Source organism: Sphingomonas sp. Leaf407, from assembly GCF_001425385.1.
In the GTDB taxonomy this organism is placed as follows: Bacteria; Pseudomonadota; Alphaproteobacteria; order Sphingomonadales; family Sphingomonadaceae; genus Sphingomonas.
Genome location: NZ_LMQO01000001.1, coordinates 618,746 through 639,228 on the forward strand (window position 1 = coordinate 618,746; position 20,483 = coordinate 639,228).

22 protein-coding genes and 2 tRNA genes are annotated in these 20,483 nt (G+C 67.9%); 17 read left to right on the forward strand and 7 right to left on the reverse strand.

What is annotated here, in order from left to right:
* The 6 genes from bioB (at position 1) to ASG37_RS02895 (ending at position 6,663) form a co-directional block, all read left to right on the forward strand.
* Positions 1-1,107: a biotin synthase BioB gene (gene bioB, locus ASG37_RS02870; RefSeq protein ID WP_082448007.1), complete on the forward strand. Its 1,107-nt coding sequence runs from the start codon at positions 1-3 to the stop codon at positions 1,105-1,107.
* Positions 1,098-1,484, forward strand: coding sequence for a lysozyme inhibitor LprI family protein (locus ASG37_RS02875; protein ID WP_055755888.1), 387 nt, complete (start codon positions 1,098-1,100; stop codon positions 1,482-1,484). Before bioB ends, ASG37_RS02875 begins: the two co-directional genes overlap by 10 nt.
* Before the next feature lie 38 nt (positions 1,485-1,522).
* On the forward strand, positions 1,523-3,547 hold the full coding sequence (locus ASG37_RS02880; protein WP_055757224.1) for an acetyl/propionyl/methylcrotonyl-CoA carboxylase subunit alpha: 2,025 nt from the start codon (positions 1,523-1,525) through the stop codon (positions 3,545-3,547).
* A gap of 189 nt (positions 3,548-3,736) precedes the next feature.
* Complete coding sequence (locus ASG37_RS02885) at positions 3,737-5,305, forward strand: alpha-amylase family glycosyl hydrolase (protein WP_235525105.1); 1,569 nt, start codon at positions 3,737-3,739, stop codon at positions 5,303-5,305.
* Positions 5,305-6,315, forward strand: coding sequence for a glycosyltransferase family 4 protein (locus ASG37_RS02890; protein ID WP_055755890.1), 1,011 nt, complete (start codon positions 5,305-5,307; stop codon positions 6,313-6,315). Before ASG37_RS02885 ends, ASG37_RS02890 begins: the two co-directional genes overlap by 1 nt.
* A 54-nt stretch (positions 6,316-6,369) precedes the next feature.
* Positions 6,370-6,663, forward strand: a complete 294-nt coding sequence (locus ASG37_RS02895) for a hypothetical protein (protein ID WP_055755892.1) — start codon at positions 6,370-6,372, stop codon at positions 6,661-6,663.
* A gap of 13 nt (positions 6,664-6,676) precedes the next feature.
* Here the strand turns inward: ASG37_RS02895 and ASG37_RS02900 are convergent, their stop codons facing one another.
* Genes ASG37_RS02900 through ASG37_RS17980 form a run of 3 tightly spaced genes read right to left on the reverse strand, consistent with a single transcriptional unit; the run spans position 6,677 to position 9,677 of the window.
* Complete coding sequence (locus ASG37_RS02900; RefSeq protein WP_055755893.1) at positions 6,677-7,924, reverse strand: adenosylmethionine--8-amino-7-oxononanoate transaminase; 1,248 nt, start codon at positions 7,922-7,924, stop codon at positions 6,677-6,679.
* Positions 7,921-8,544 carry a dethiobiotin synthase gene (gene bioD / locus ASG37_RS17975; RefSeq protein ID WP_055755894.1) on the reverse strand — a complete coding sequence of 208 codons (624 nt, stop codon included), beginning with the start codon at positions 8,542-8,544 and terminating at the stop codon, positions 7,921-7,923. Before bioD ends, ASG37_RS02900 begins: the two co-directional genes overlap by 4 nt.
* Positions 8,541-9,677 (reverse strand): 8-amino-7-oxononanoate synthase, encoded by a 1,137-nt coding sequence (locus ASG37_RS17980; RefSeq protein ID WP_156349028.1) that lies wholly within the window; start codon positions 9,675-9,677, stop codon positions 8,541-8,543. Before ASG37_RS17980 ends, bioD begins: the two co-directional genes overlap by 4 nt.
* A 95-nt stretch (positions 9,678-9,772) precedes the next feature.
* Between ASG37_RS17980 and ASG37_RS02915 the strand changes: the two genes are divergently transcribed.
* The 3 genes from ASG37_RS02915 (at position 9,773) to ASG37_RS02925 (ending at position 11,465) form a co-directional block, all read left to right on the forward strand.
* Positions 9,773-11,038, forward strand: a complete 1,266-nt coding sequence (locus ASG37_RS02915) for an AI-2E family transporter (RefSeq protein WP_235532988.1) — start codon at positions 9,773-9,775, stop codon at positions 11,036-11,038.
* Between the two features lie 21 nt (positions 11,039-11,059).
* Positions 11,060-11,133, forward strand: a tRNA-Asp gene (locus ASG37_RS02920).
* Positions 11,134-11,391: 258 nt separating this feature from the next.
* Positions 11,392-11,465, forward strand: a tRNA-Asp gene (locus ASG37_RS02925).
* Between the two features lie 7 nt (positions 11,466-11,472).
* On the opposite strand, the gene ASG37_RS02930 is transcribed toward ASG37_RS02925, so the two are convergent.
* The 4 genes from ASG37_RS02930 to ASG37_RS02945 form a co-directional block, all read right to left on the reverse strand.
* Complete coding sequence (locus ASG37_RS02930; protein ID WP_268795700.1) at positions 11,473-11,688, reverse strand: DUF2842 domain-containing protein; 216 nt, start codon at positions 11,686-11,688, stop codon at positions 11,473-11,475.
* Positions 11,685-12,230, reverse strand: coding sequence for a 5-formyltetrahydrofolate cyclo-ligase (locus tag ASG37_RS02935; RefSeq protein ID WP_055755896.1), 546 nt, complete (start codon positions 12,228-12,230; stop codon positions 11,685-11,687). The genes ASG37_RS02930 and ASG37_RS02935 overlap by 4 nt, the downstream gene beginning before the upstream one ends.
* Before the next feature lie 344 nt (positions 12,231-12,574).
* The gene (locus ASG37_RS02940) at positions 12,575-12,871 is read right to left on the reverse strand and encodes a cell division protein ZapA (RefSeq protein WP_055755897.1); all 297 of its coding nucleotides are present in this window, start codon (positions 12,869-12,871) and stop codon (positions 12,575-12,577) included.
* Positions 12,871-13,062, reverse strand: coding sequence for a hypothetical protein (locus tag ASG37_RS02945; protein ID WP_055755899.1), 192 nt, complete (start codon positions 13,060-13,062; stop codon positions 12,871-12,873). Before ASG37_RS02945 ends, ASG37_RS02940 begins: the two co-directional genes overlap by 1 nt.
* 122 nt (positions 13,063-13,184) lie before the next feature.
* Between ASG37_RS02945 and tkt the strand changes: the two genes are divergently transcribed.
* The 8 genes from tkt to ASG37_RS02985 all read left to right on the forward strand — a co-directional run bounded on the left by tkt (position 13,185) and on the right by ASG37_RS02985 (position 20,471).
* Positions 13,185-15,164 carry a transketolase gene (gene tkt / locus ASG37_RS02950; protein ID WP_055757234.1) on the forward strand — a complete coding sequence of 660 codons (1,980 nt, stop codon included), beginning with the start codon at positions 13,185-13,187 and terminating at the stop codon, positions 15,162-15,164.
* Between the two features lie 13 nt (positions 15,165-15,177).
* Positions 15,178-16,182: a type I glyceraldehyde-3-phosphate dehydrogenase gene (gap, locus tag ASG37_RS02955; protein WP_055755901.1), complete on the forward strand. Its 1,005-nt coding sequence runs from the start codon at positions 15,178-15,180 to the stop codon at positions 16,180-16,182.
* Between the two features lie 5 nt (positions 16,183-16,187).
* A complete protein-coding gene (locus ASG37_RS02960; protein WP_055755902.1) occupies positions 16,188-16,670 on the forward strand; it encodes an MOSC domain-containing protein in 483 nt (160 codons plus the stop codon).
* A gap of 1 nt (position 16,671) precedes the next feature.
* Entirely contained in the window at positions 16,672-17,862 is a 1,191-nt protein-coding gene (locus ASG37_RS02965) for a phosphoglycerate kinase (RefSeq protein ID WP_055755905.1), read from the forward strand.
* A 475-nt stretch (positions 17,863-18,337) separates the two neighbouring features.
* Entirely contained in the window at positions 18,338-18,574 is a 237-nt protein-coding gene (locus tag ASG37_RS02970) for a ribbon-helix-helix protein, CopG family (protein ID WP_055755911.1), read from the forward strand.
* Positions 18,565-18,897: a type II toxin-antitoxin system PemK/MazF family toxin gene (locus ASG37_RS02975; RefSeq protein ID WP_235514888.1), complete on the forward strand. Its 333-nt coding sequence runs from the start codon at positions 18,565-18,567 to the stop codon at positions 18,895-18,897. The genes ASG37_RS02970 and ASG37_RS02975 overlap by 10 nt, the downstream gene beginning before the upstream one ends.
* Before the next feature lie 15 nt (positions 18,898-18,912).
* Positions 18,913-19,818 carry a fructose bisphosphate aldolase gene (locus tag ASG37_RS02980; protein ID WP_055755912.1) on the forward strand — a complete coding sequence of 302 codons (906 nt, stop codon included), beginning with the start codon at positions 18,913-18,915 and terminating at the stop codon, positions 19,816-19,818.
* A 5-nt stretch (positions 19,819-19,823) separates the two neighbouring features.
* Positions 19,824-20,471: a hypothetical protein gene (locus ASG37_RS02985; protein ID WP_057687634.1), complete on the forward strand. Its 648-nt coding sequence runs from the start codon at positions 19,824-19,826 to the stop codon at positions 20,469-20,471.
* Positions 20,472-20,483: the final 12 nt, after the last annotated feature.

Genomic DNA, 20,483 nt, shown 5'->3' on the forward strand with positions numbered 1-20,483 from the left:
ATGACTGCTCCGGTTGCCCCGGTCGATGGACGTACCCCCGCGCAGGCGGGGGCCCAGGGTAACGGACGTGACGCTTTGGATTCTGGGCTCCCGCCTGTGCGGGAGTGCGCCGAACAGGTTCGGCACAACTGGACCCGCGCGGAAATCGCCGACCTGTTCGACCTGCCGTTCGACGAACTGATGTACCGCGCGCAGACCGTCCACCGCGCGAACCATGCGGTGGGGCAGGTGCAGCTCTGCACGCTGCTGTCGATCAAGACCGGCGGCTGCCCGGAGGATTGCGGCTATTGCTCGCAATCGGCCAGCGCCGACACGAAGCTGAAGGCCGAAAAGCTGATGGAGGTGCAGGCGGTGCTCGCCAGCGCCGCCGAGGCGAAGGCGGCGGGGTCGCAGCGGTTCTGCATGGGCGCGGCATGGCGCAACCCCAAGGACCGCGACATGGACGCGGTGATCGCGATGGTCGAGGGGGTCCGCGCGATGGGCATGGAAAGCTGCATGACGCTGGGCATGCTGACGCCCCAGCAGGCGCAGCGGCTGGCCGATGCCGGGCTCGATTATTACAACCACAATATCGACACCTCGCCTGAGAATTACGCCAACATCATCTCGACGCGCAGCTTCGAGGACCGGCTCGACACACTGGCGCATGTCCGCGCGGCCGGGATCAACGTGTGCAGCGGCGGGATCGTCGGGCTGGGTGAGACGCGCGCCGACCGCGTCGGCTTCGTCCATGCGCTGGCCACGCTGCCGCGCCATCCCGAAAGCGTTCCGGTCAACGCGCTGGTGCCGGTGAAGGGCACCGTGCTAGGCAACATGCTCGCCGACACGCCGTTGGCGAAGATCGACGACATTGAATTCGTCCGCACCGTCGCGGTCGCGCGGATCACCATGCCGATGAGCATGGTCCGCCTGTCGGCAGGGCGCGAGAGCATGGGCGACGCGACGCAGGCCTTGTGCTTCATGGCCGGCGCGAACTCGATCTTCACCGGCGACCGGCTGTTGACCGCCGGCAACGCCGGCGACGATGCCGACGCGACGCTGCTGGCGAAACTCGGGCTGACACCGATGGTGGCCGAGGAACCGATGCGGAAGTCCGCATGCTGCTGACGCTGCTGTTCCTCGCCGATGCGGTGGGCGGCAATTGCGCCAAGGCGCCGACGCAGGCGGCGGCGAACGATTGCGCCGCCTCGGGCTGGCGGGCGGCCGACGCCGACATGACCCGCGAATGGCGGGTCGCGCGCGCGGCGATGCTGGCGCGCGACGCGCGCGATACGACGCGCGGCGGCGGGTTCGGCTATGGCGCGGCGCTGCTGGAGAGCCAGCGCGCTTGGCTGAAATTTCGTGACACGCAATGCGTGCTCGAAGCCGGTGTCGATGGCCGCAGCGTCGACGGCGGCGACGCACGGCCGTTGGTGCGCTTTTCGTGCATGGAGCGCATGACGATCGCGCGGACGCAGGCATTGCGCCATCTGCGCGGCGGTTGATGCTGACCCCGGCAAACGGGGCGGATGAGGAGAGTGACGTGTTCAAGAAGATTCTGGTCGCCAACCGGGGCGAGATCGCCTGCCGTGTCATGCGGACCGCGCGGCGGATGGGGATCGCGACCGTCGCGGTCTATTCCGATGCCGATGCCCGCGCGCCGCATGTGCTGATGGCGGACGAGAGCGTCCGGCTGGGGCCGGCGCCCGCCGCGCAAAGCTATCTCGACCCCGAATTGATCCTCGCCGCCGCGAAGGCCACCGGCGCGGACTGCATCCATCCGGGCTATGGCTTCCTGTCGGAGCGCGAAAGTTTCGCGCGCGCCTGCGCCGATGCCGGTGTCACCTTCGTCGGCCCGCCGCCGAACGCGATTGCCGCGATGGGCGACAAGATCGAATCGAAGAAGCTGGCGCGAGGAGCCGGGGTCAATGTCGTCCCCGGCTATCTGGGCGAGATCGCCGATACCGACGAGGCGGTGCGGATCGCCGCCGACATCGGCTATCCGGTGATGATGAAGGCGTCGGCGGGCGGCGGCGGCAAGGGCATGCGCCTCGCGTGGAGCGAACAGGACGTCCGCGAAGGCTTTGAGGCGACCAAACGCGAGGGGCTGGCCAGCTTCGGCGACGACCGCGTGTTCATCGAAAAGTTCATCGAATCCCCGCGCCATATTGAAATCCAGGTGCTGGGCGACCGCCACGGCAACATCGTCTATCTCGGCGAGCGCGAATGCTCGATCCAGCGCCGCCACCAGAAGGTCGTCGAGGAAGCACCGTCGCCGTTCGTCACTCCGGCGATGCGCAAGGCGATGGGTGAACAGGCGGTCGCGCTCGCCCGCGCGGTCGGCTATCATTCGGCGGGTACGGTCGAACTGATCGTGTCGGGCGCGGACACCAGCGGCGAGGGGTTCTATTTCCTCGAAATGAATACCCGCCTTCAGGTCGAGCATCCGGTGACGGAGGAAATCACCGGCCTCGACCTCGTCGAACAGATGCTGCGCGTCGCGGCGGGCGAGCCGCTCGGTTTCACGCAGGACGACGTTAAGCTGACCGGTTGGTCGATCGAGAACCGGGTCTACGCCGAGGACCCGTACCGCGGCTTCCTCCCCAGCACCGGCCGCCTGACCCGCTACAATCCCCTTTCCCCTTCAGGGGACAGGCCGGGGGCGGGGCAGTCCAAAGTCCGCGTAGACGATGGCGTGGTGGAAGGGGGCGAGATCAGCATGTTCTACGACCCGATGATCGCCAAGCTCGTCACCTGGGCGCCGACGCGCGAGGAGGCGATCGACGCGCAGATCGCCGCGCTCGACGCTTTCGAGGTCGCGGGCGTGGGCAACAACATCGATTTCCTGTCGGCGATCATGCAGCATCCGCGCTTCCGCGCCGGCGCACTCACCACCGGCTTCATCGCCGAGGAATATCCACAAGGCTTCCACGGCGCCCCGGCCGACGCCGCGTTGCTACGCAAGCTTGTCGGGATCGCGGTCGCCGCCGATCTCGACCGCAGCGACCGTGCCGCCGGTATCGATGGCCAGCTCGGCGACCGGATCATCGGATCGACGCAGCGGGTGGTGACGATCGGCGATCACCGGTTCGAGGTGAGCGTCGATGGTCATTCGGGCGGGCTGCTGGTCAACATCGACGACGAAGCGCCGCTCGACATCACGATGCACTGGCGGCCCGCCGACCAGGTCGTGACCGCGCGGATCGACGGCGATCCGCTGACCGTGCGCATCGCCCGCACCATCACCGGCTGGCGACTGACGACGCGCGGGCGCGTGCATGACGTCGCCGTCCTGCCGCCGCATGTCGCAGCGCTCACCCGGCACATGATCGCCAAGGTCCCGCCCGACCTGTCGCGCTTCCTGCTTTGCCCGATGCCGGGGCTGCTGACCCGTGTCGAGGTAGCCGAGGGCGACCGGGTCGAGGCGGGTCAGCCACTGGCGGTGGTCGAGGCAATGAAGATGGAGAACATCCTGCGCGCCGAACGCCCCGGCACCGTCGCGCGCATCGCCCATGCGCCGGGCGACAGCCTCGCGGTCGACGCGGTCATCATGGAGTTCGAGGGGTAGAGACCATCCCGTTCGGCCGTTACCGCTGAAACCGTCACCCCATAGAAGGCTGGGGTCTCAAGCGGCTCCTGCTGTGCGCCATCACCGGGAGATCCCAGCCTTCGCTGGGATGACGTCGGCTCTGAACGGGCTGCACCCCAAAACACGACGCGCGCGGAACCCTTTGCCCGCCCGGTGCTTATCGGGCGGGTGACGATCGTTTCATCCGCGCAACCATGGTGGGAAGCCGCCACCATCTATCAAGTCTATCCGCGATCCTTCGCCGATGCCGATGGCGACGGCGTGGGCGACCTGAACGGGATCGCGGACCGGCTCGACTATCTGGTCGACCTCGGCATCGACACCATCTGGATCTCGCCGATCTTTACCTCGCCGATGGCCGACTTCGGCTATGACGTCGCCGACTACACCGGCATCGATCCGCGCTTCGGCACGCTCGCCGATTTCGACGCGCTGCTGGCGAAGGCGCACGCGTGTGGCCTGCGCATCCTGCTCGATTTCGTGCCCAACCATAGTTCGGACCAGCATGCGTGGTTCCAGCAGAGCCGCTCGTCGCGCGACGATCCGAAACGCGACTGGTATATCTGGCGCGATCCCGCCCCGGACGGCGGTCCGCCCAACAACTGGATCAGCGATTTCGGCGGCCCGGCGTGGACCTATGACGACGCGACCGGCCAATATTATTCGCGCGCGTTCCTGCCCGAACAGCCCGACCTGAACTGGCGCAACCCGGCGGTGCGCGCGGCGATGCTGGACGCGATGCGCTTCTGGTTCGATCGCGGCGTCGATGGTTTCCGGCTCGATGTGCTGTGGCATATCGTCAAGCACGGCGGTTTCCCCGACAACCCGCCCAACCCAGACTATCACCCTGGCATGGGCGAGATGCACCGCGTCCACCAGCTCCATTCGACCGACCAGCCCGAAGTCCATGTGATCGCCGCCGAGATGCGCGAACTGGCCGACCGCTACGGCGCGGTACTGGTCGGCGAAATCTACCTGCCGGTGCCGAAGCTGATGACTTATTACGGCAGCGCCGACCTGCCCGGCGTCCACCTGCCGTTCAATTTCCAGTTGATCGAGGCACGGTGGAACGCCGCCGACCTCGCCGCGCGCATCGTCGAATATGAAGCAGCGTTGCCGCCGGGCGGCTGGCCCAACTGGGTGCTGGGCAATCACGATCGCCCGCGCATCGCCACCCGCGTCGGGCCGGCACAGGCGAGGGTCGCGGCGATGCTGCTGCTGACGCTGCGCGGCACGCCGACGCTGTATCAGGGCGACGAACTGGGCCTGCCCGACGCCCGCATCCCCACCGACCGCGTGCAGGACCCGCGCGAGCTGCGCGAGCCGGGGCTGGGCCTCGGCCGCGATCCGGTCCGCACGCCGCTCCCATGGGACGCGGCGGGCGGCTTTACCATCGGCGAGCCGTGGCTGCCGGTCGATCCGGCGCACCTGCCGCTGAACGTCGCGGCGCAGGCCGCCGACCCGGCATCGATGCTCGCGCTCTACCGCCGCTTGCTGGCGCTGCGCCGCGCCACTCCGCCGCTGGCCACCGGCGCAATCGACACGGTGACGGCGAGCGGCGATGTCCTGCGCTACGACCGCAGCGACGGCACGACCCGCTATCGCATCCTGCTCAACCTCGGCGACACCCCGGTCCCGGTCGGGACGGTAGGGGCGGTCCTCACCACCGACCCGTCGGGCACCGCCGATCCCCATCTCCTGCGCCCCGCCGAGGGCATCATCGTGAAAGTCTCCTGATGCGTATCGCCATGCTCGCCCCCATCGCGTGGCGCACGCCGCCGCGCCACTATGGTCCGTGGGAACTCGTCACCAGCCTGTTGACCGAGGCGCTGGTCGCGCGCGGCGTCGACGTGACGCTATTCGCCACGCTGGACAGCCTCACCTCGGCGACGCTCGCCGGTGTGGTGCCCGCACCCTATAGCGAGGACCCGGCGATCGATGCCAAAGTCTGGGAATTCGCCCATCTCGCCCATCTGTTCGAGCGCGCCGGCGAGTTCGATCTGATCCACAATCAGGCCGATTTTCCCGCGCATGCCTTTTCGGGCCTTGTCGACACCCCGATGGTCACGACGATCCACGGCTTCTCGTCCGACCGCATCCTGCCGATGTACGCGCCCTATCAGGACCGCGTTCACTATGTCGCGATCAGCGACGCCGACCGGCATCCGTCGCTCAAGTATGCTGCGACGATCCACCACGGCATTCCGCTCAGCGACTTCCCGTTCGATGCGGTGGGCAGCGACGATCTGCTGTTCTTCGGCCGGATGCACCCCGACAAGGGTGCCGCCGCCGCCATCGCCGCTGCGAAAGCGGTCGGCAAGCGCCTCCACCTCGCCGGCATCGTGCAGGACGACCGCTATTGGCGCGAGGAGGTCGAGCCGCATGTCGATGGCGAGCGTGTCATCTATCACGGTGCGGTCGGCGGCACGCGGCGCACCGACATGCTGGGGCAGGCGAAGGCGCTGCTCCACCTGATCGGCTTCGACGAACCCTTCGGCCTGTCGGTGATCGAGGCGATGGCCTGCGGCACGCCGGTCATCGCCTATAACCGGGGATCGATGCCCGAACTGATCGAGGACGGGGTCAACGGCTTCCTCGTCGACACGCTCGACGAAGCGATCGCCGCGATCGGCCGGGTGGGGGAGATCGACCGGGCCGCCTGTCGCGCGCGCGTCGCCGAACGCTTCTCGGTCGAGGCGATGGCCGAGCATTATCGCGCCTTGTATCGATCGATCTTGGGGGAATGAAACCGGCCTGATCCCTGTCGGTTATCGGCTCTGCAATCCGAACGGAGAGGGCCGATGCCACGCGGCGACAAGAGCAGCTATACCGACAAGCAGAAGCGCAAGGCCGCGCATATCGAGGAAAGCTACGAAGCGCGCGGGCTTCCCGAAGACGAGGCGAAGGCCCGCGCATGGGCGACGGTCAACAAAGATTCGGGCGGCGGCAACAAGTCCGGCTCGGGACGCGGCAAGCCCGACAGCCACGCCTCGGCCCGCGCCGGCGGCAAGGCATCGGCCGATCGCTCCGCCGCCGATCGCTCGGCGGCGGCGAAGAAGGGCTGGGAAACCCGCCGCCGGACCGCCAGCACCTGACCGGGATGCCGGATCAAGCGTCGTCGCAGGCCGCTTCAAGTACGGCATAGACGAGGTCAAGGTCGTCCTCGCCGATGCAATAGGGTGGCATGACGTACAGCGTGTTGCCGAGCGGCCGGAGCAACACGCCCGCATCGCGGAACCGCGCGGTCAGGTGCGGCACGACCGGCGAGAGATACCCTTCCGCCCCGCCCAGATCGAATGCGGCGATCGTGCCGATCCGCCGCGCCGCCGTGACCCGGGGATGCCGCGCCAGCCGCGCCAGCCGCTCCGCCTGCCGCTCAGCCAACAGCGCGATCCGCTCCGCCACCGGCTCGTCGCGCCAGATGGCGAGATTGGCGTTGGCGGCGGCGCAGGCGATCGGATTGGCGGTGTAGCTCGACGAATGGAAGAACATCGTTGCCCGGTCCGGCCCGTAATGCACCTGATAAACCGGCTCGCTCGCCATCGTCACCGCCAGCGGGATGGCCCCCCCGGTTAGCCCTTTCGACAGACACAATATGTCGGGCACCACCCCGGCCTGTTCGCAGGCGGTGAGGGTGCCGGTGCGGCCCCATCCGGTCATCACCTCGTCGGCGATGAACAGCACGCCGTGCATGCGACAGATCGCCGCCATCTCGGCCAGCACGGCGGGCGGATACATCATCATGCCGCCCGCGCCCAGCACCAGCGGCTCGACGATGAACGCCGCCGCGCCCGCCCGGCATGCTGCTGCCAGCGCATCGTAACTCGCCTGTTCGCGGCGCGGGGCGGGAAAGGGGATGGTGCCGACATCGAACAGCAACGGCGCATAGGCCCGGTTGAACACCCCCCGCGCCCCCACTGACATCGCCCCGATCGTATCGCCGTGATAGCCGTGTTCGAGCACGAGGATACGGTGGCGATCCTCGCCCCGGTTACGCCAGTATCCCAGCGCCATCTTCAGCGCGACCTCGACGCTGGTCGATCCCGAATCGGAAAAGAACACCCGCGTCAGCGCGTCCGGCAAGATCGCGCGCAGCCCCGCCGCCAGCGTCTCGGCCGGTTCATGGGTCCATCCGGCAAAGATGATCTGGTCGAGCGTGCTCGCCTGGTTGGCGATGGCGGCGGCGATGCGCGGATGATTGTGGCCGTGCGTCGTCACCCACCATGACGAGATCGCATCGACGATCCGCCGCCCGTCGTCGGTCCACAACGCCGCGCCATCACCACGCACGACGCGCGGGATCGGCTCGCCCAGACCATGCTGGGTGAAGGGGTGCCAGATCGGCGAGTCGCTCACAGGAAATCGCTCCGGTCGAAATGGTCGGCGAATGCCGCCGCCAGCGTGTCCGGCCCCAGTCGATCGAGATGCGGCAGCCGCCCCAGCCGCCGGACGCCCCCCAGCCGGACGATCGTCGCCTCGCTGTCGGGCACGCTCTCGCCGACGAAGGCGATGCCGCGCACCGCCACCCCGCGCGCGCGCAACGCCTCGATCGACAACAGGCTGTGGTTGATCGTGCCGAGCGCGGTTCGCGCGACCAGCACCACCGGCACGCCCCAGCACGCGAACAGATCGGCAAAGGTCACGGGGCCGACGATCGGCACCAGCACCCCGCCGGCCCCTTCCACCACCAGCGGCCCCGCCACCTGTGGCAACGCCAGCCGGTCGAGGTCGATCGTCACCCCGTCGATCGCGGCGGCGCGATGCGGTGAACAGGGCGTCGCCAGCCGGTACGCTTCGGGCAGGATGCGATCGCCCGGCAGGCCCGACAGCCGCGCCACCCGCTCGCGGTCGGTCCCGTCGTCGGTCCCGGCCTGTACCGGTTTCCAGTAGGACGCACCGATCGCCCCCGCCAATCCGGCGGCGAACACCGTCTTGCCGACATCGGTATCGGTCCCGGTGACGACGATCACGCTCACCGCAACCGCTCCAGCACCCCGGCCAGCGCCGCGACATCGGCGAGCGTCACGTTCAGCGTCAGCGAGATCCGCAACCGTGCCGTCCCCGCCGCGACAGTCGGCGGGCGGATGCCGCGCACGTCGAACCCGGCGGCCTGAAGCCCCTCGGCCAGCCGCATCGCCGCCACGTCCTCGCCGACGATCAGCGGCAGGATTTGCGATCCGGTCGCCTTCACGCCCAGCGGCGCCAGCAGCGCCGCCGCGGCGTCGATCAACGCGGCCAACCGCGCGCGCCGCTCCGGCTCGTCGGCCAGCATCCGCAACCCTTCGCGCACCGCCGCCGCCATCAGCGGCGAAGGCGCGGTCGAAAAGATGAACCCGCGCGCGCGGTTGACGAGGAACTCGCGCACCACCGCCGGGCCGCATACCAGCGCCCCCTCGGCACCCAACGCCTTGCCGCAGGTGCGCAGCGTGACGACGTTCGCCTGTCCCTCCAGCGCATGGGCGAGGCCACGTCCGTCGGGGCCGAACACCCCGGTCGCATGCGCCTCGTCGATCAGCAGCATCGCGTCGTGCCGCTCGGCGACCGCCGCCAGCGCATCCAGCGGCGCCCGGTCGCCATCCATGCTGTAGAGGCTTTCCACCGCGATCCACGGCGTGCCCGTCCCGCCCTGACCCCGCCATGCCCGGATCGCATCCTCCACCGCATCGGCATCATTATGCGCCGCCTTCACGGCGGGCACCCGCGCCAGCCGCATGCCTTCATGCGCGCTGGCATGGACCAGCGCGTCATGGACGATCAGGTCGCCCTTCTGCGGCAGCGTCGCCAGCAACGCGGCATTGGCGGCGAACCCACTTGAAAACCACAGTGCCGATTCGCTGCCGAAGAAGACGGCGGCCTCCGCCTCCAGCGCGTCATGCTCGGCATGATTGCCGCGCAGCAGCCGCGATCCACCCGCGCCGATCGCCACGCCGCGCCCCAGCGCATTGGCCACTGCGGCCGCCAGCCGCGCCGACCCGGCCAGCCCCAGATAATCGTTCGACGCGAAGTCGATGCCGGCGATCGGCATCAGCCGCCGCCGCCGTCCGATCGCCGCCAGCCGGTCGAGATCGTCGGCATGGGGCCGCAGCAGGGCGGGGAAGGGCGCAGTCACGGTCACTGTCGCCGGCGCATATCGGCTCGGGGCCAAGCGTGCAAATCCATGCGCGCGCGATGGCGTCGCCCGGCAGGACCGGCTAAGTCGCTATCATGGCAGACGGTACCCCGATCCCGAACGATCCCGAAACTTCCGTGCGACGTATGGGAGCGACCGGCACCGCCGCGCAGCCGCCGTCCGATCCGGTCGATGCGGTGGTCGACGCCCCGACCGAGGAACTGCGCCGCGACCGGCTGCTTGCCTCGCTCACGCTGATCGCCGGGGTCGGCCTGCTGCTCGCGCTGCCGTTCGCGCTTCAGGCGGGCGCGCGCTTCTTCCTGCCGCTCACCGCCGCGATCGTCATCGCCATCGCGCTGGTGCCGCTGCTCGAATGGCAGGAGCGTCACCGCGTTCCAGCACCGCTCGCCGCGCTGTTCTGCGTGCTGCTGTTCCTCATCATCGCCAATGGCGCGCTGGCCTCGATCGTCGTGCCGGCATGGGGCTGGGCACAGATATTGCCCGAACGGATCGACCGGGTTCAGGCGAACGTCGCGCCGCTGATCGATTTCTACGCCAGCCTCGAAAAATTCGTGAACGGCCTCATCACCAACGTCGCCAGCGCGCCCACGCGCCAGACGACCACCGCCGTCGCTCCGCCGCAATCGCTGCTCGACCTGTTCGCCACCTCGGCCCCGTCGGCGCTGCTGGAGATGTTCTTCGCGATCCTCGTGATCTATTTCTTCCTCGCCGGCTGGACCAACCTGCGCCGCGCGGCGATCACCAAGCGGACCAGCTTTGGCGGCGCGATGGCGACCGCGCGGGTGATCCAGAACGTCGTCGACGACACTTCGGCCTATCTCGGCACCATCACCCTCATCAACCTGATGCTGGGCGTCATCGTCGCGATCGCGCTATGGTATATCGGCATGCCGACGCCACTGATGTGGGGCGGGATCGTCGCGCTGCTCAATTACGTGCCTTATCTGGGGCCGATCTTCGCCGCGCTGCTGCTGGCGCTGGGCGGACTGATGACCTTTACCGACATCTGGTGGGCGCTACTGCCGGCCGCGATCATGGTCGGCGCGCATCTGGTCGAGGCGAACGTCATCACCCCGCTGGTCGTCGGCCACCGCCTGACGATCAATCCGCTGATGATCCTCATTACCCTGAGCTTCTGGGGCTGGGTCTGGGGCACGCCCGGCGCGCTGCTGGCGGTGCCGCTGCTCATCATCATCCAGACGGTGCTGAAAGGCGCGGGCAAGCCCGACATCGCCGGCTTCCTGTTCGAACACGGCACGCTGATCCAGGATATTCCGCCGCCGCAAAGAAATACCGCGAACGGCAACACCGGCGTTGACAGCCCCGGAACGGCTCCGTAAAGCCCGCCTCCTCGCTAGAGAGCGGGTGTAGCTCAGTTGGTTAGAGCGCCGGCCTGTCACGCCGGAGGTCGCGGGTTCGAGCCCCGTCACTCGCGTTGGATGCGGTGGCCCTTCGCGAAGTTCCAGATCGTTACCGTCGATGTCTCGGACGCACGCCTAAACACGTCATCCCAGCGAAAGCTGGGATCTCCCGGTGACAGCACGAGGCAAGTGCCGCTTGAGGCTCCAGCCTTCGCTGTAGCGACGCTTGCCGGCGGCTGGATCGAACTGCAGCGCTACGGGTCCCAACTTTCTGCAAGCGGATCGTTGACAGGCCGGAACGGCGCTTCTAAAGCCCGCCTCCTCGCTAGAGAGCGGGTGTAGCTCAGTTGGTTAGAGCGCCGGCCTGTCACGCCGGAGGTCGCGGGTTCGAGCCCCGTCACTCGCGACGGCGCCTACCGCCAGCGACCGGTTTCCATCCAGCGCAGCATTGCCCGCATCGGCAGCACCCACAACCACGCGATCCCGGCGACAAGATAGAAGCCAAGCTGCACCAGCCAGTGCCAGCCGCCGATCGTGCCGGACAGCATCGCCACCGCCACCGCCCACAGCATCAGCAGGACGAGAATGGCGAGCACGCCCACCGGTTTGCGCCAACTCGGCTCGTTCACAATGTATCTCCAAAAATCCGAACGTCGCGTTCGGTGACGATCGCGTGCAGCGGCACGTCCCACGGATCGGCCGGCAACACCGCCACCGCCTGTACCTCCCACGCGATACCGATTCGCCGCGCGTGCGGATATTCGGCGAATGCCCGGTCGTAATGCCCCGCCCCCTGGCCCAGCCGGTTGCCGACCGCGTCGAACCCGACCAGCGGCGTCAGGATGATGTCGGGCACCACGCTTGCCGCATCAGCCGGCGGCTGGCGCAACCCGAACGGACCGGCGACCAAGGTCGCCGCCACCGCGAACCGGATTGGCGAGGTGCGGTCGATCACCACCGGCAGCGCCAGCGTAGCGCTGGCCGCCCGCACCGCTTCGTCGAACGCCGCCGGATCGGCCTCGCTCCCGATCGGCACATAGCTGGCGACGACCAGCCTGGGCCGCAGCGCATCGAGGAACAGGGCAGGGGGCAGGATCGCACCGCCACCACCAGCGACGAACGCATCGCGCAAGCCACGCAGCCGCGCGCGCAAAGCACGTTTGTCGTTCATGATCGCATGGGGTGGCGGGACCACCATGGGCCGTTTGCCGGAGTATCCACCGACGCACAGTACGTCAGGTGGGGATCATGTACGTCAGACCAGGATCTGCGCAGGGACAACCCCCTTGGATGAAGAGATAGCCTCAGGGATAGTTCAAGGCTCGCACCGGGCAGTACCCGCCGACCCCTATGTAGGACGCGCGGCGGGGCAGGGCAATGGCGTGCATTCCCCTTTCCCTCGCCCCTGAAAGGGGAGAGGGATGCGCAGACTTGGTCTTTGCGCAAGCAAAGTCCTAGTCGGAGCTGGGAGAGGGGTAGGCGCTTGCGCAAGCAAGCGCGCGAGCCGTCGGCTCGCTATTCCCCCGCCGGCTCCTCCAGCGCTGCCGCCACCGCCTCCAGCCGTTCGGCGATTCGCTCCAGCACCGCCGGGGGCAGCCCCGCTGCCGGGTTCGCCTCGCGCTCCGACAATTGGTCCGCCAGCATCAGCGCGATATACAGCAACGTCCGCTCGGACGATCCGCCCGACGCGCGCTGCGCGGTGGCGGCATGCCGTTCCAGCATCGCGCCCAGCGCACGCAGCGACGATTCCTCGCCATCGCGACATGCTACCAGATGCGGCCGCCCAGCGACCGTCAACGTCACCTGCGCCATCAGTCCGCTCCCGCTTCCCTGGCGATCAGCGCGTCGATCGCGACGATCGCATCGGCCATCCGCGCCTTCAGCATCGTATGGCGCCGTTCGAGCGAATCGGTGGCGAAGGCACGCACCTGCCCGGCGCGCTCGATGCGCGCCAGCGCACGTTCGATCCGCTCGATCGCGGCGGTGTGGGGATCGTCGGTCATACCAGGAAGCTGGGATTGCTAAACATGTTAAACAAGATGGTACCTTGCCGGTTGACGGATCGTCGCCACGGTTCCAAAGGCTCGCGCGACACCGTTGTTTCCAGCGCCCAACAGGAGTGCGCGTGACCATTTCCCAGCTCGAACTCGCCAACGCCATCCGCATCCTGTCGATGGACGGCGTCGAAGCCGCCAATTCGGGGCATCCCGGCATGCCGATGGGCATGGCCGATGTCGCGACGGTCCTGTGGTCGAAATTCCTGAAGTTCGATCCCGCCGACCCGCACTGGGCCGACCGCGACCGGTTCGTCCTGTCGGCGGGGCATGGATCGATGCTGATCTACTCGCTGCTCCACCTGACCGGCTATGCCCGGCCGACGATCGGCGACATCGCCTCGTTCCGCCAGCTCGGCAGCCCGTGCGCCGGCCACCCCGAGAATTTCGAGCTGCCCGGCATCGAATGCACCACCGGCCCGCTGGGGCAGGGCCTCGCGATGGCGGTCGGCATGGCGACCGCCGAACGCCACCTCAACACCGTGTTCGGCGACGACCTGGTCGATCACCGCACGTGGGTGGTGGCCGGCGACGGCTGCCTGATGGAAGGCATCAACCATGAGGCGATCGGCCTTGCCGGGCATCTCGGCCTCGGCCGGCTGAACGTGCTGTGGGACGACAATCGCATCACCATCGACGGGTCGACCGACCTGTCGACCAGCGAGGATATTCCCGCCCGCTACGCCGCTACCGGCTGGCACGTCGTCGCCTGCGACGGCCACGATTTCGCCGACATCGAACGCGCGCTGGCCGAGGCGCTGGCCGATCCGCGCCCGTCGCTGGTCGCCTGCCGCACGGTCATCGGTAAGGGCGCGCCGAACAAGGGCGGCAGCCACAAGGTCCATGGCTCGCCGCTGGGGGCCGAGGAAATTCTGGCGACCCGCGCCGCCTTGCTGTGGGAACATGAACCCTTCCATCTGCCCGAGCCATTGACCGATGCGTGGAAGGCGATCGGCGCGCAGGGGCAGGACCTTCATGCGGCATGGAACGATCGGCTGGCAAGCCGTTCGGATCGTGCCGAATTCGAACGCCGCATGGCCAACCGCCTGCCTGACGGCTGGTCGCTCGGCGATCACATCGCGTCGCTGATCGCCGAGCCGAAGAAGATCGCCACCCGCGTCGCCTCGTCGCTGGCACTCGAAGCGATCAACGCCGCGCTGCCCGAAACCATCGGCGGCTCGGCCGACCTGACCCCGTCGAACAACACCCAGACCAAGGCGCTCGTACCGCTGACCGCAACCGATTATGCGGGCCGTTACATCCATTACGGCATCCGCGAATTCGGCATGTCGGCGGCGATGAACGGCATGGCGCTGCACGGTGGCGTGCTGCCCTATGGCGGTACCTTCCTCGTGTTCGCCGACTACGCCCGCCCCGCGATCCGCCTGTCGGCGCTCCAGAATGCCGGCGTCGTTTATGTCATGACGCACGACTCGATCGGTCTGGGCGAGGACGGTCCGACCCACCAGCCGATCGAGCATGTGATGAGCCTGCGCCTCATTCCCGGCCTCGACGTGTACCGCCCGGCCGATGCGGTCGAGACGGCGGAATGCTGGGAACTGGCGGTGCAGCGCCGCGACGGTCCGTCGCTTCTCGCGCTGTCGCGTCAGAACCTGCCGCAGCTCCGCACCGAAGCGAGCGAGAACCGCTCGGCCCGCGGCGCATACCGTCTGAAGGCCGCGCAGGCCGACCGCCGCGTCATCTTGATCGCCAGCGGTTCGGAGGTCGAGATCGCGACCAACGTCGCCGCCGCCCTCGAAGCGCAGGGGATCGGGGCCGATGTCGTGTCGATGCCCTGCTGGTCGCGCTTCGACGCGCAGGACGCCGCCTATCGCGAGGACGTGCTGCCCCACGCCCGCCCGAGCGAAATCCTCCGCGTCTCGATCGAGGCGGGAACGACGATCGGCTGGGAACGCTACACGATGGTCGACGGCTTGCGCTTCGGCATCGACCGGTTCGGCGCATCGGCCCCGGCGGACAAGCTCTACGATTATTTCGGCCTTACCGCCGATGCCATCACCGCAAAGGTGCTGGCGCGGCTCGCGAACTGAGGGAGACGAGGATATGACGAAGGTAGCGATCAACGGGTTCGGACGCATCGGCCGTCTGGTGGCGCGCGCGATCCTCGAGCGCCCCGACAGCGGCCTCGACCTGGTGGCGATCAACGATCTGGCCGACGCCACGTCGAACGCTTGGCTGTTCAGCCGCGATTCGATCCACGGCAAATATCCGGGCGAGGTGTCGGCCGAGGGTGACGATCTGGTCGTCGACGGCAAGCGCATCCGCGTGACCGCCGAGCGCGATCCCGCCAACCTGCCGCACGGCGAACTGGGCGTCGAACTGGTGCTCGAATGCACCGGCTTCTTCACCGATCGCGCATCGTGCCAGAAGCATATCGACGCCGGCGCGCGCCGCGTCCTCATCTCGGCACCGGGCAAGAACGTCGACCTGACCGTCGTCTACGGCGTCAACCACGACAAGCTGGAGGCCGGCCACACGATCGTGTCGAACGCTTCGTGTACCACCAACTGCCTCGCGCCGGTCGCCAAGGTGCTGAACGACAGCATCGGCATCGAACGCGGGCTGATGACCACGGTCCACGCCTATACCAATGACCAGAAGATCCTCGACCAGATCCACCCCGATCTGCGTCGTGCCCGCGCCGCCGCGCTGTCGATCATCCCGACGACCACCGGCGCCGCCCGCGCGGTCGGCGAAGTGCTGCCCGAACTCAAGGGCAAGCTCGACGGTTCGGCGGTGCGCGTGCCGGTGCCGACCGGCAGCCTTATCGACCTGACCTTCACGCCGAAGCGCGACACGACGAAGGAAGAGGTCAACCAGTTGCTCAAGGATGCCGCCGAGGGTGCGCTGAAGGGCGTGCTAGAATATTCGACCGACCCGCTGGTGTCGGCCGACATCGTCCACACCCCCGCCTCGTCGACGGTCGACAGCCTCGAAACCGCCGTGCTCGACGGCAAGCTGGTCCGGGTCGTGTCGTGGTACGACAATGAATGGGGCTTCTCGAACCGCATGGTCGACACCGCGACCGCGATGGCGAAGCTCGGCTGAGCCACATGGCGGGTGGTATCCTCAAGGGCATCGCCCGCCACGCCTTCTCGCGCGGGCCGATCGAGCTTGTCCCGTCGGTCCGCGTGACCCGCGAGGGCGGGCTCGACGGCGATTTTCGCGGTAGCCTGAAACCCGGCCGCAACAAGCGGCAGGTGTCGCTGATGGAAGTCGGCGACTGGGCGCAGGCGATGACGCTGATCGGCCACGACCTGCCGTGGTGGGAACGCCGCGCCAATTTACTGGTCGAGGGGTTCGACCTGCCGCAGACGCCGGGTGCGCGCATCCGCGTCGGCGGGGTGCTGCTCGAAATCACCAAGGAATGCGATCCGTGCAGCCGCATGGAGACGATCGCCGAGGGCCTGCGCGCCGCGCTCACCCCCGACTGGCGCGGTGGTGCGCTGGCGCAGGTGGTCGAGGGCGGCACCATCGCCGTCGGCGACGCGATCGAACTGGAACAACCCCGTCAGGGCAGCGCCCGGGAGCGATAACATGAGCCGGAATTTCAAGACGCTCGACGACATGGGCGACCTGACGGGCAAGCGCGTGCTGGTCCGCGAGGATCTGAACGTGCCGATGGCCGATGGCGCGGTCAGTGACGACACCCGCCTGCGCGCCACGATCGGCACCGTCGGCGAACTGGCCGATCGCGGCGCGATCGTGCTGATCCTCGCCCATTTCGGCCGGCCCAAGGGGCAGCCGAACCCTACCATGTCACTTGCCCCGGTCACGAAGCCACTGGCGGAGGTGCTGGGTCGCGAAGTCCGCTTCGTCGACTGGGACGGCGCGGCGGACGCGATCGCGACGATGCAGCCGGGCGATATTGCCGTGCTGGAGAATACCCGCTTCTTCGCCGGCGAAGAGAAGAACGATCCGCAACTCGTTGAGAAGATGGCCGCGCTCGGCGACTATTACGTCAACGACGCCTTCTCGGCCGCGCACCGCGCCCATGCCTCGACCGAGGGGCTGGCGCACCGGCTCCCCGCCTTTGCCGGGCGGCAGATGGAAGCCGAGTTGGACGCGCTCGACAAGGCGCTGGGCAATCCACAGCACCCGGTCGCGGCGGTTGTCGGCGGGGCCAAGGTGTCGTCGAAGCTCGACGTGCTGAAGCATCTGGTCGGGCAGGTCGATCACCTCATCATCGGTGGCGGCATGGCCAACACCTTCCTCGCGGCGCGCGGTGTCGATGTCGGCAAGTCGCTATGCGAGCATGATCTGACCGGCACGGCGGACGAAATCTTCGACGCGGCGGAAAAGGCCGGCTGCACCATCCACCTGCCCTATGACGTGGTAGTCGCGACCGAGTTCCGGCCGAACCCGGCGACCCGCACCGTCAACGTCCACGAAGTCGCCGCCGACGAGATGATCCTCGACGTTGGTCCCGCCGCCACCGAGGCGCTGGGTGATGTGCTCAAGAACTGCCGGACTTTGGTGTGGAACGGCCCGATGGGCGCGTTCGAAACCCCGCCGTTCGACATCGCGACGGTCGCGCTTGCCCGCACGGCGGCGGCGCTGACCACCGATGGTTCGCTGGTGTCGGTCGCCGGCGGTGGCGATACCGTCGCCGCGCTCAACCAGGCCGGCGTGTCAGGCCAGTTCAGCTTCATCTCGACGGCAGGCGGCGCCTTCCTCGAATGGATGGAAGGCAAGGAACTCCCCGGCGTGGCGGCGCTGGCGCGCTGATCCCGACCGCCAGGGCTGATCGTCGCATCCGTCTTGGCGGCCCACCGCCAAAACCACCCACGATCGTCATTCCGGCGAAGGCCGGAATCCATACACGCTGACCTGTCGCCTCCAGCGAGGGCGGCAGTTGCGCCAGAAAATCTGGTTCACGCGGAGGCGCGGAGGCGCGGAGGAGTTGCGCCAGCGGTGACGCCCCCCGCGCCAGCGGCTTCAACGTCCGTGGCAACCGGACGCGGCGTCTCCCGATCGCGCACCACGCGCCCGGAACGAACCTCCTCCGCGTCTCCGCGCCTCCGCGTGAACCCCATATCCTTTCTCTCGAACCGCCCGTCCCAAAGCGCACCCGCTCTGCGCCTTTGCGCCTCTGCGCGAACAACTCCTTCTTCAAAGCCCCCAGCAACCCCTAACAATCCGCTTGATCCCGCCTCCGACCCCCGCTACCCGTTCAACACGTTAAACGGAAGGCGGCCCCCGCGTGCTTGGCGTACGACTCGATACCGAACTGGAAGAACGGCTGGCGAATGTCGCCCGCTCGCAGGGCCGCTCGAAGAGCGACATCGCCCGCGACGCGGTGCGCCGCTACGTCGAACTGCATGACGAGGCGTTCCGCGCCGAAGCCCGCCGCCAGTCCGAACGCGCCGCCGCGCGCGACGACGGCGCCGACTGGGCCTTCTTCGACCGGGTGGAAGCGGAGGACGGCCGGTGGAAATAAGACGCGGCATGATCGTGCTGGTCGAGGGGCCCGAAGCACTGGCGGTCAAGCGTCGCCCGTTCCTCGTCGTCCAGTCGGACCTGTTCAACGAGGCCCATGCCTCGGTCACGCTGGTCCCGATGACGAGTCTCACCGGTGGCGAAACGCTGTTCCGCGTGCCCTTCGCCCCCTCCGACACGACCGGCATCACCGTCGAGAGCGAGGCGCAAGTCGACAAGATCAAGACGCTGCGCCGCAGCCGCATCGTGCGCGTGCTGGGGCAGGCGACCGCCACATCCATGGAACAGGTCGACCAAGCGCTGCGGCGCTGGCTGGCCCTCTAAAACAAGGGGACCGACATGAACACGGCCGAAATGACCGCGAAGATCGCCGACGGACAGGGCTTCATCGCCGCGCTCGACCAGAGCGGCGGATCGACGCCCAAGGCGCTGAAAGGCTATGGCGTCGAGGACGGGGCATGGGAAACCGACGAACAGATGTTCGGCCTGATCCACGACATGCGCGCCCGCATCATTACTTCCGACGCCTTCACCGGTGACAAGGTGATCGGCGCGATCCTGTTTGAACGGACGATGGACGGGCAGGCGGGCGGCAAGCCCGTACCGCAGGCGCTGGCGGACAAGGGTGTCGTCCCCTTCCTCAAGATCGACAAGGGGCTGGAGGATGAGGCGAACGGCGTCCAGTTGATGAAGCCAATGCCCGAACTCGACACGCTGCTCGCCCGCGCTGCGACGCTCGGCATCTTCGGCACCAAGGAACGCTCGGTCGTCAATCTCGCCAACGAAGCCGGCATCGCCGCCGTGGTGAAGCAGCAGTTCGAGGTGGCGCATCAGGTCATCGCCCATGGCCTGATGCCGATCATCGAACCCGAAGTGAACATCAAGAGCGCCGAGCGCGCCGCCGCCGACGCGATCCTGCTCGCCGAACTGGTCAAGGCGCTCGATGCGCTGGACGGCGACGACAAGGTGATGCTCAAACTGTCGCTGCCCGAACAGGCCGGCCTGTTCCAGCCGTTGGTCGATCACCCCCGCGTACTGCGCGTCGTGGCGCTGTCGGGCGGGTTCGCCCGCACCGAAGCCTGCGCCGAACTGGCGAAGAACCCCGGCATCATCGCCAGCTTCAGCCGCGCGCTTCTCTCCGACCTGCGCGCGCCGATGACCGACGCGGAATTCGACGCGGCGTTGGGCGAGGCGATCGACGAGATCCACTGCGCCTCGACCGAAAAGACGCTGGTCGCGGCGTGATCGCGATGCGGGCCGGGATCACCATGGCGGCGCTGCTGCTGGCGGCGGTTCCGGTCCGCCCGGCCGCCGCCTGTTCGATGATGCGTGGGTACAAGGTGCCGACCAACCTCGAACTGGCGGCAACGGCCGATACGATCGTCATCGCGCAAGTCGATAGCGAGCGGAAGGGCAAGGACGCCTTTGGCGGCGTGGTGCTGGCCACACCGCTGGCGTTGCTCAAAGGGTCGGCGCTCCCGCCGAGAATAGAGATTGACGGTGCGCATCTGTCCGACAGCCCGGACATGGTTTTCCGCAACGATCCGCGCGAGTTGCGCCGCCCCAATCCCGGCGCACTGATCGGCGGATGCGTCCGCTATATCTTTCCGACCGATGCCCGGTTGCTGCTGTTCCTGAAGCGTGACGATGCGGGCAAGCTGGTGCCCTATCGGTCGTCGTTCTCGCGCGATGCAGAGGATGTCACTGGCCCGGACGCGCTCTGGGCGAAGGCGGTGCGCGAGTATGTCGCCATCGCCGCCCTGCCCAAGCCGAAACAGCGCAAGGCGATGGAGGCGCGGGTCGCAACGCTGAATGCCACCGGCGATGTGGACGATGCGGCGATCGCCGCCGACCTGAAGGTCGAGTTGTCGCACCGACGCCTGCCGCCGTTCGACTGATTTCCCGCTTCC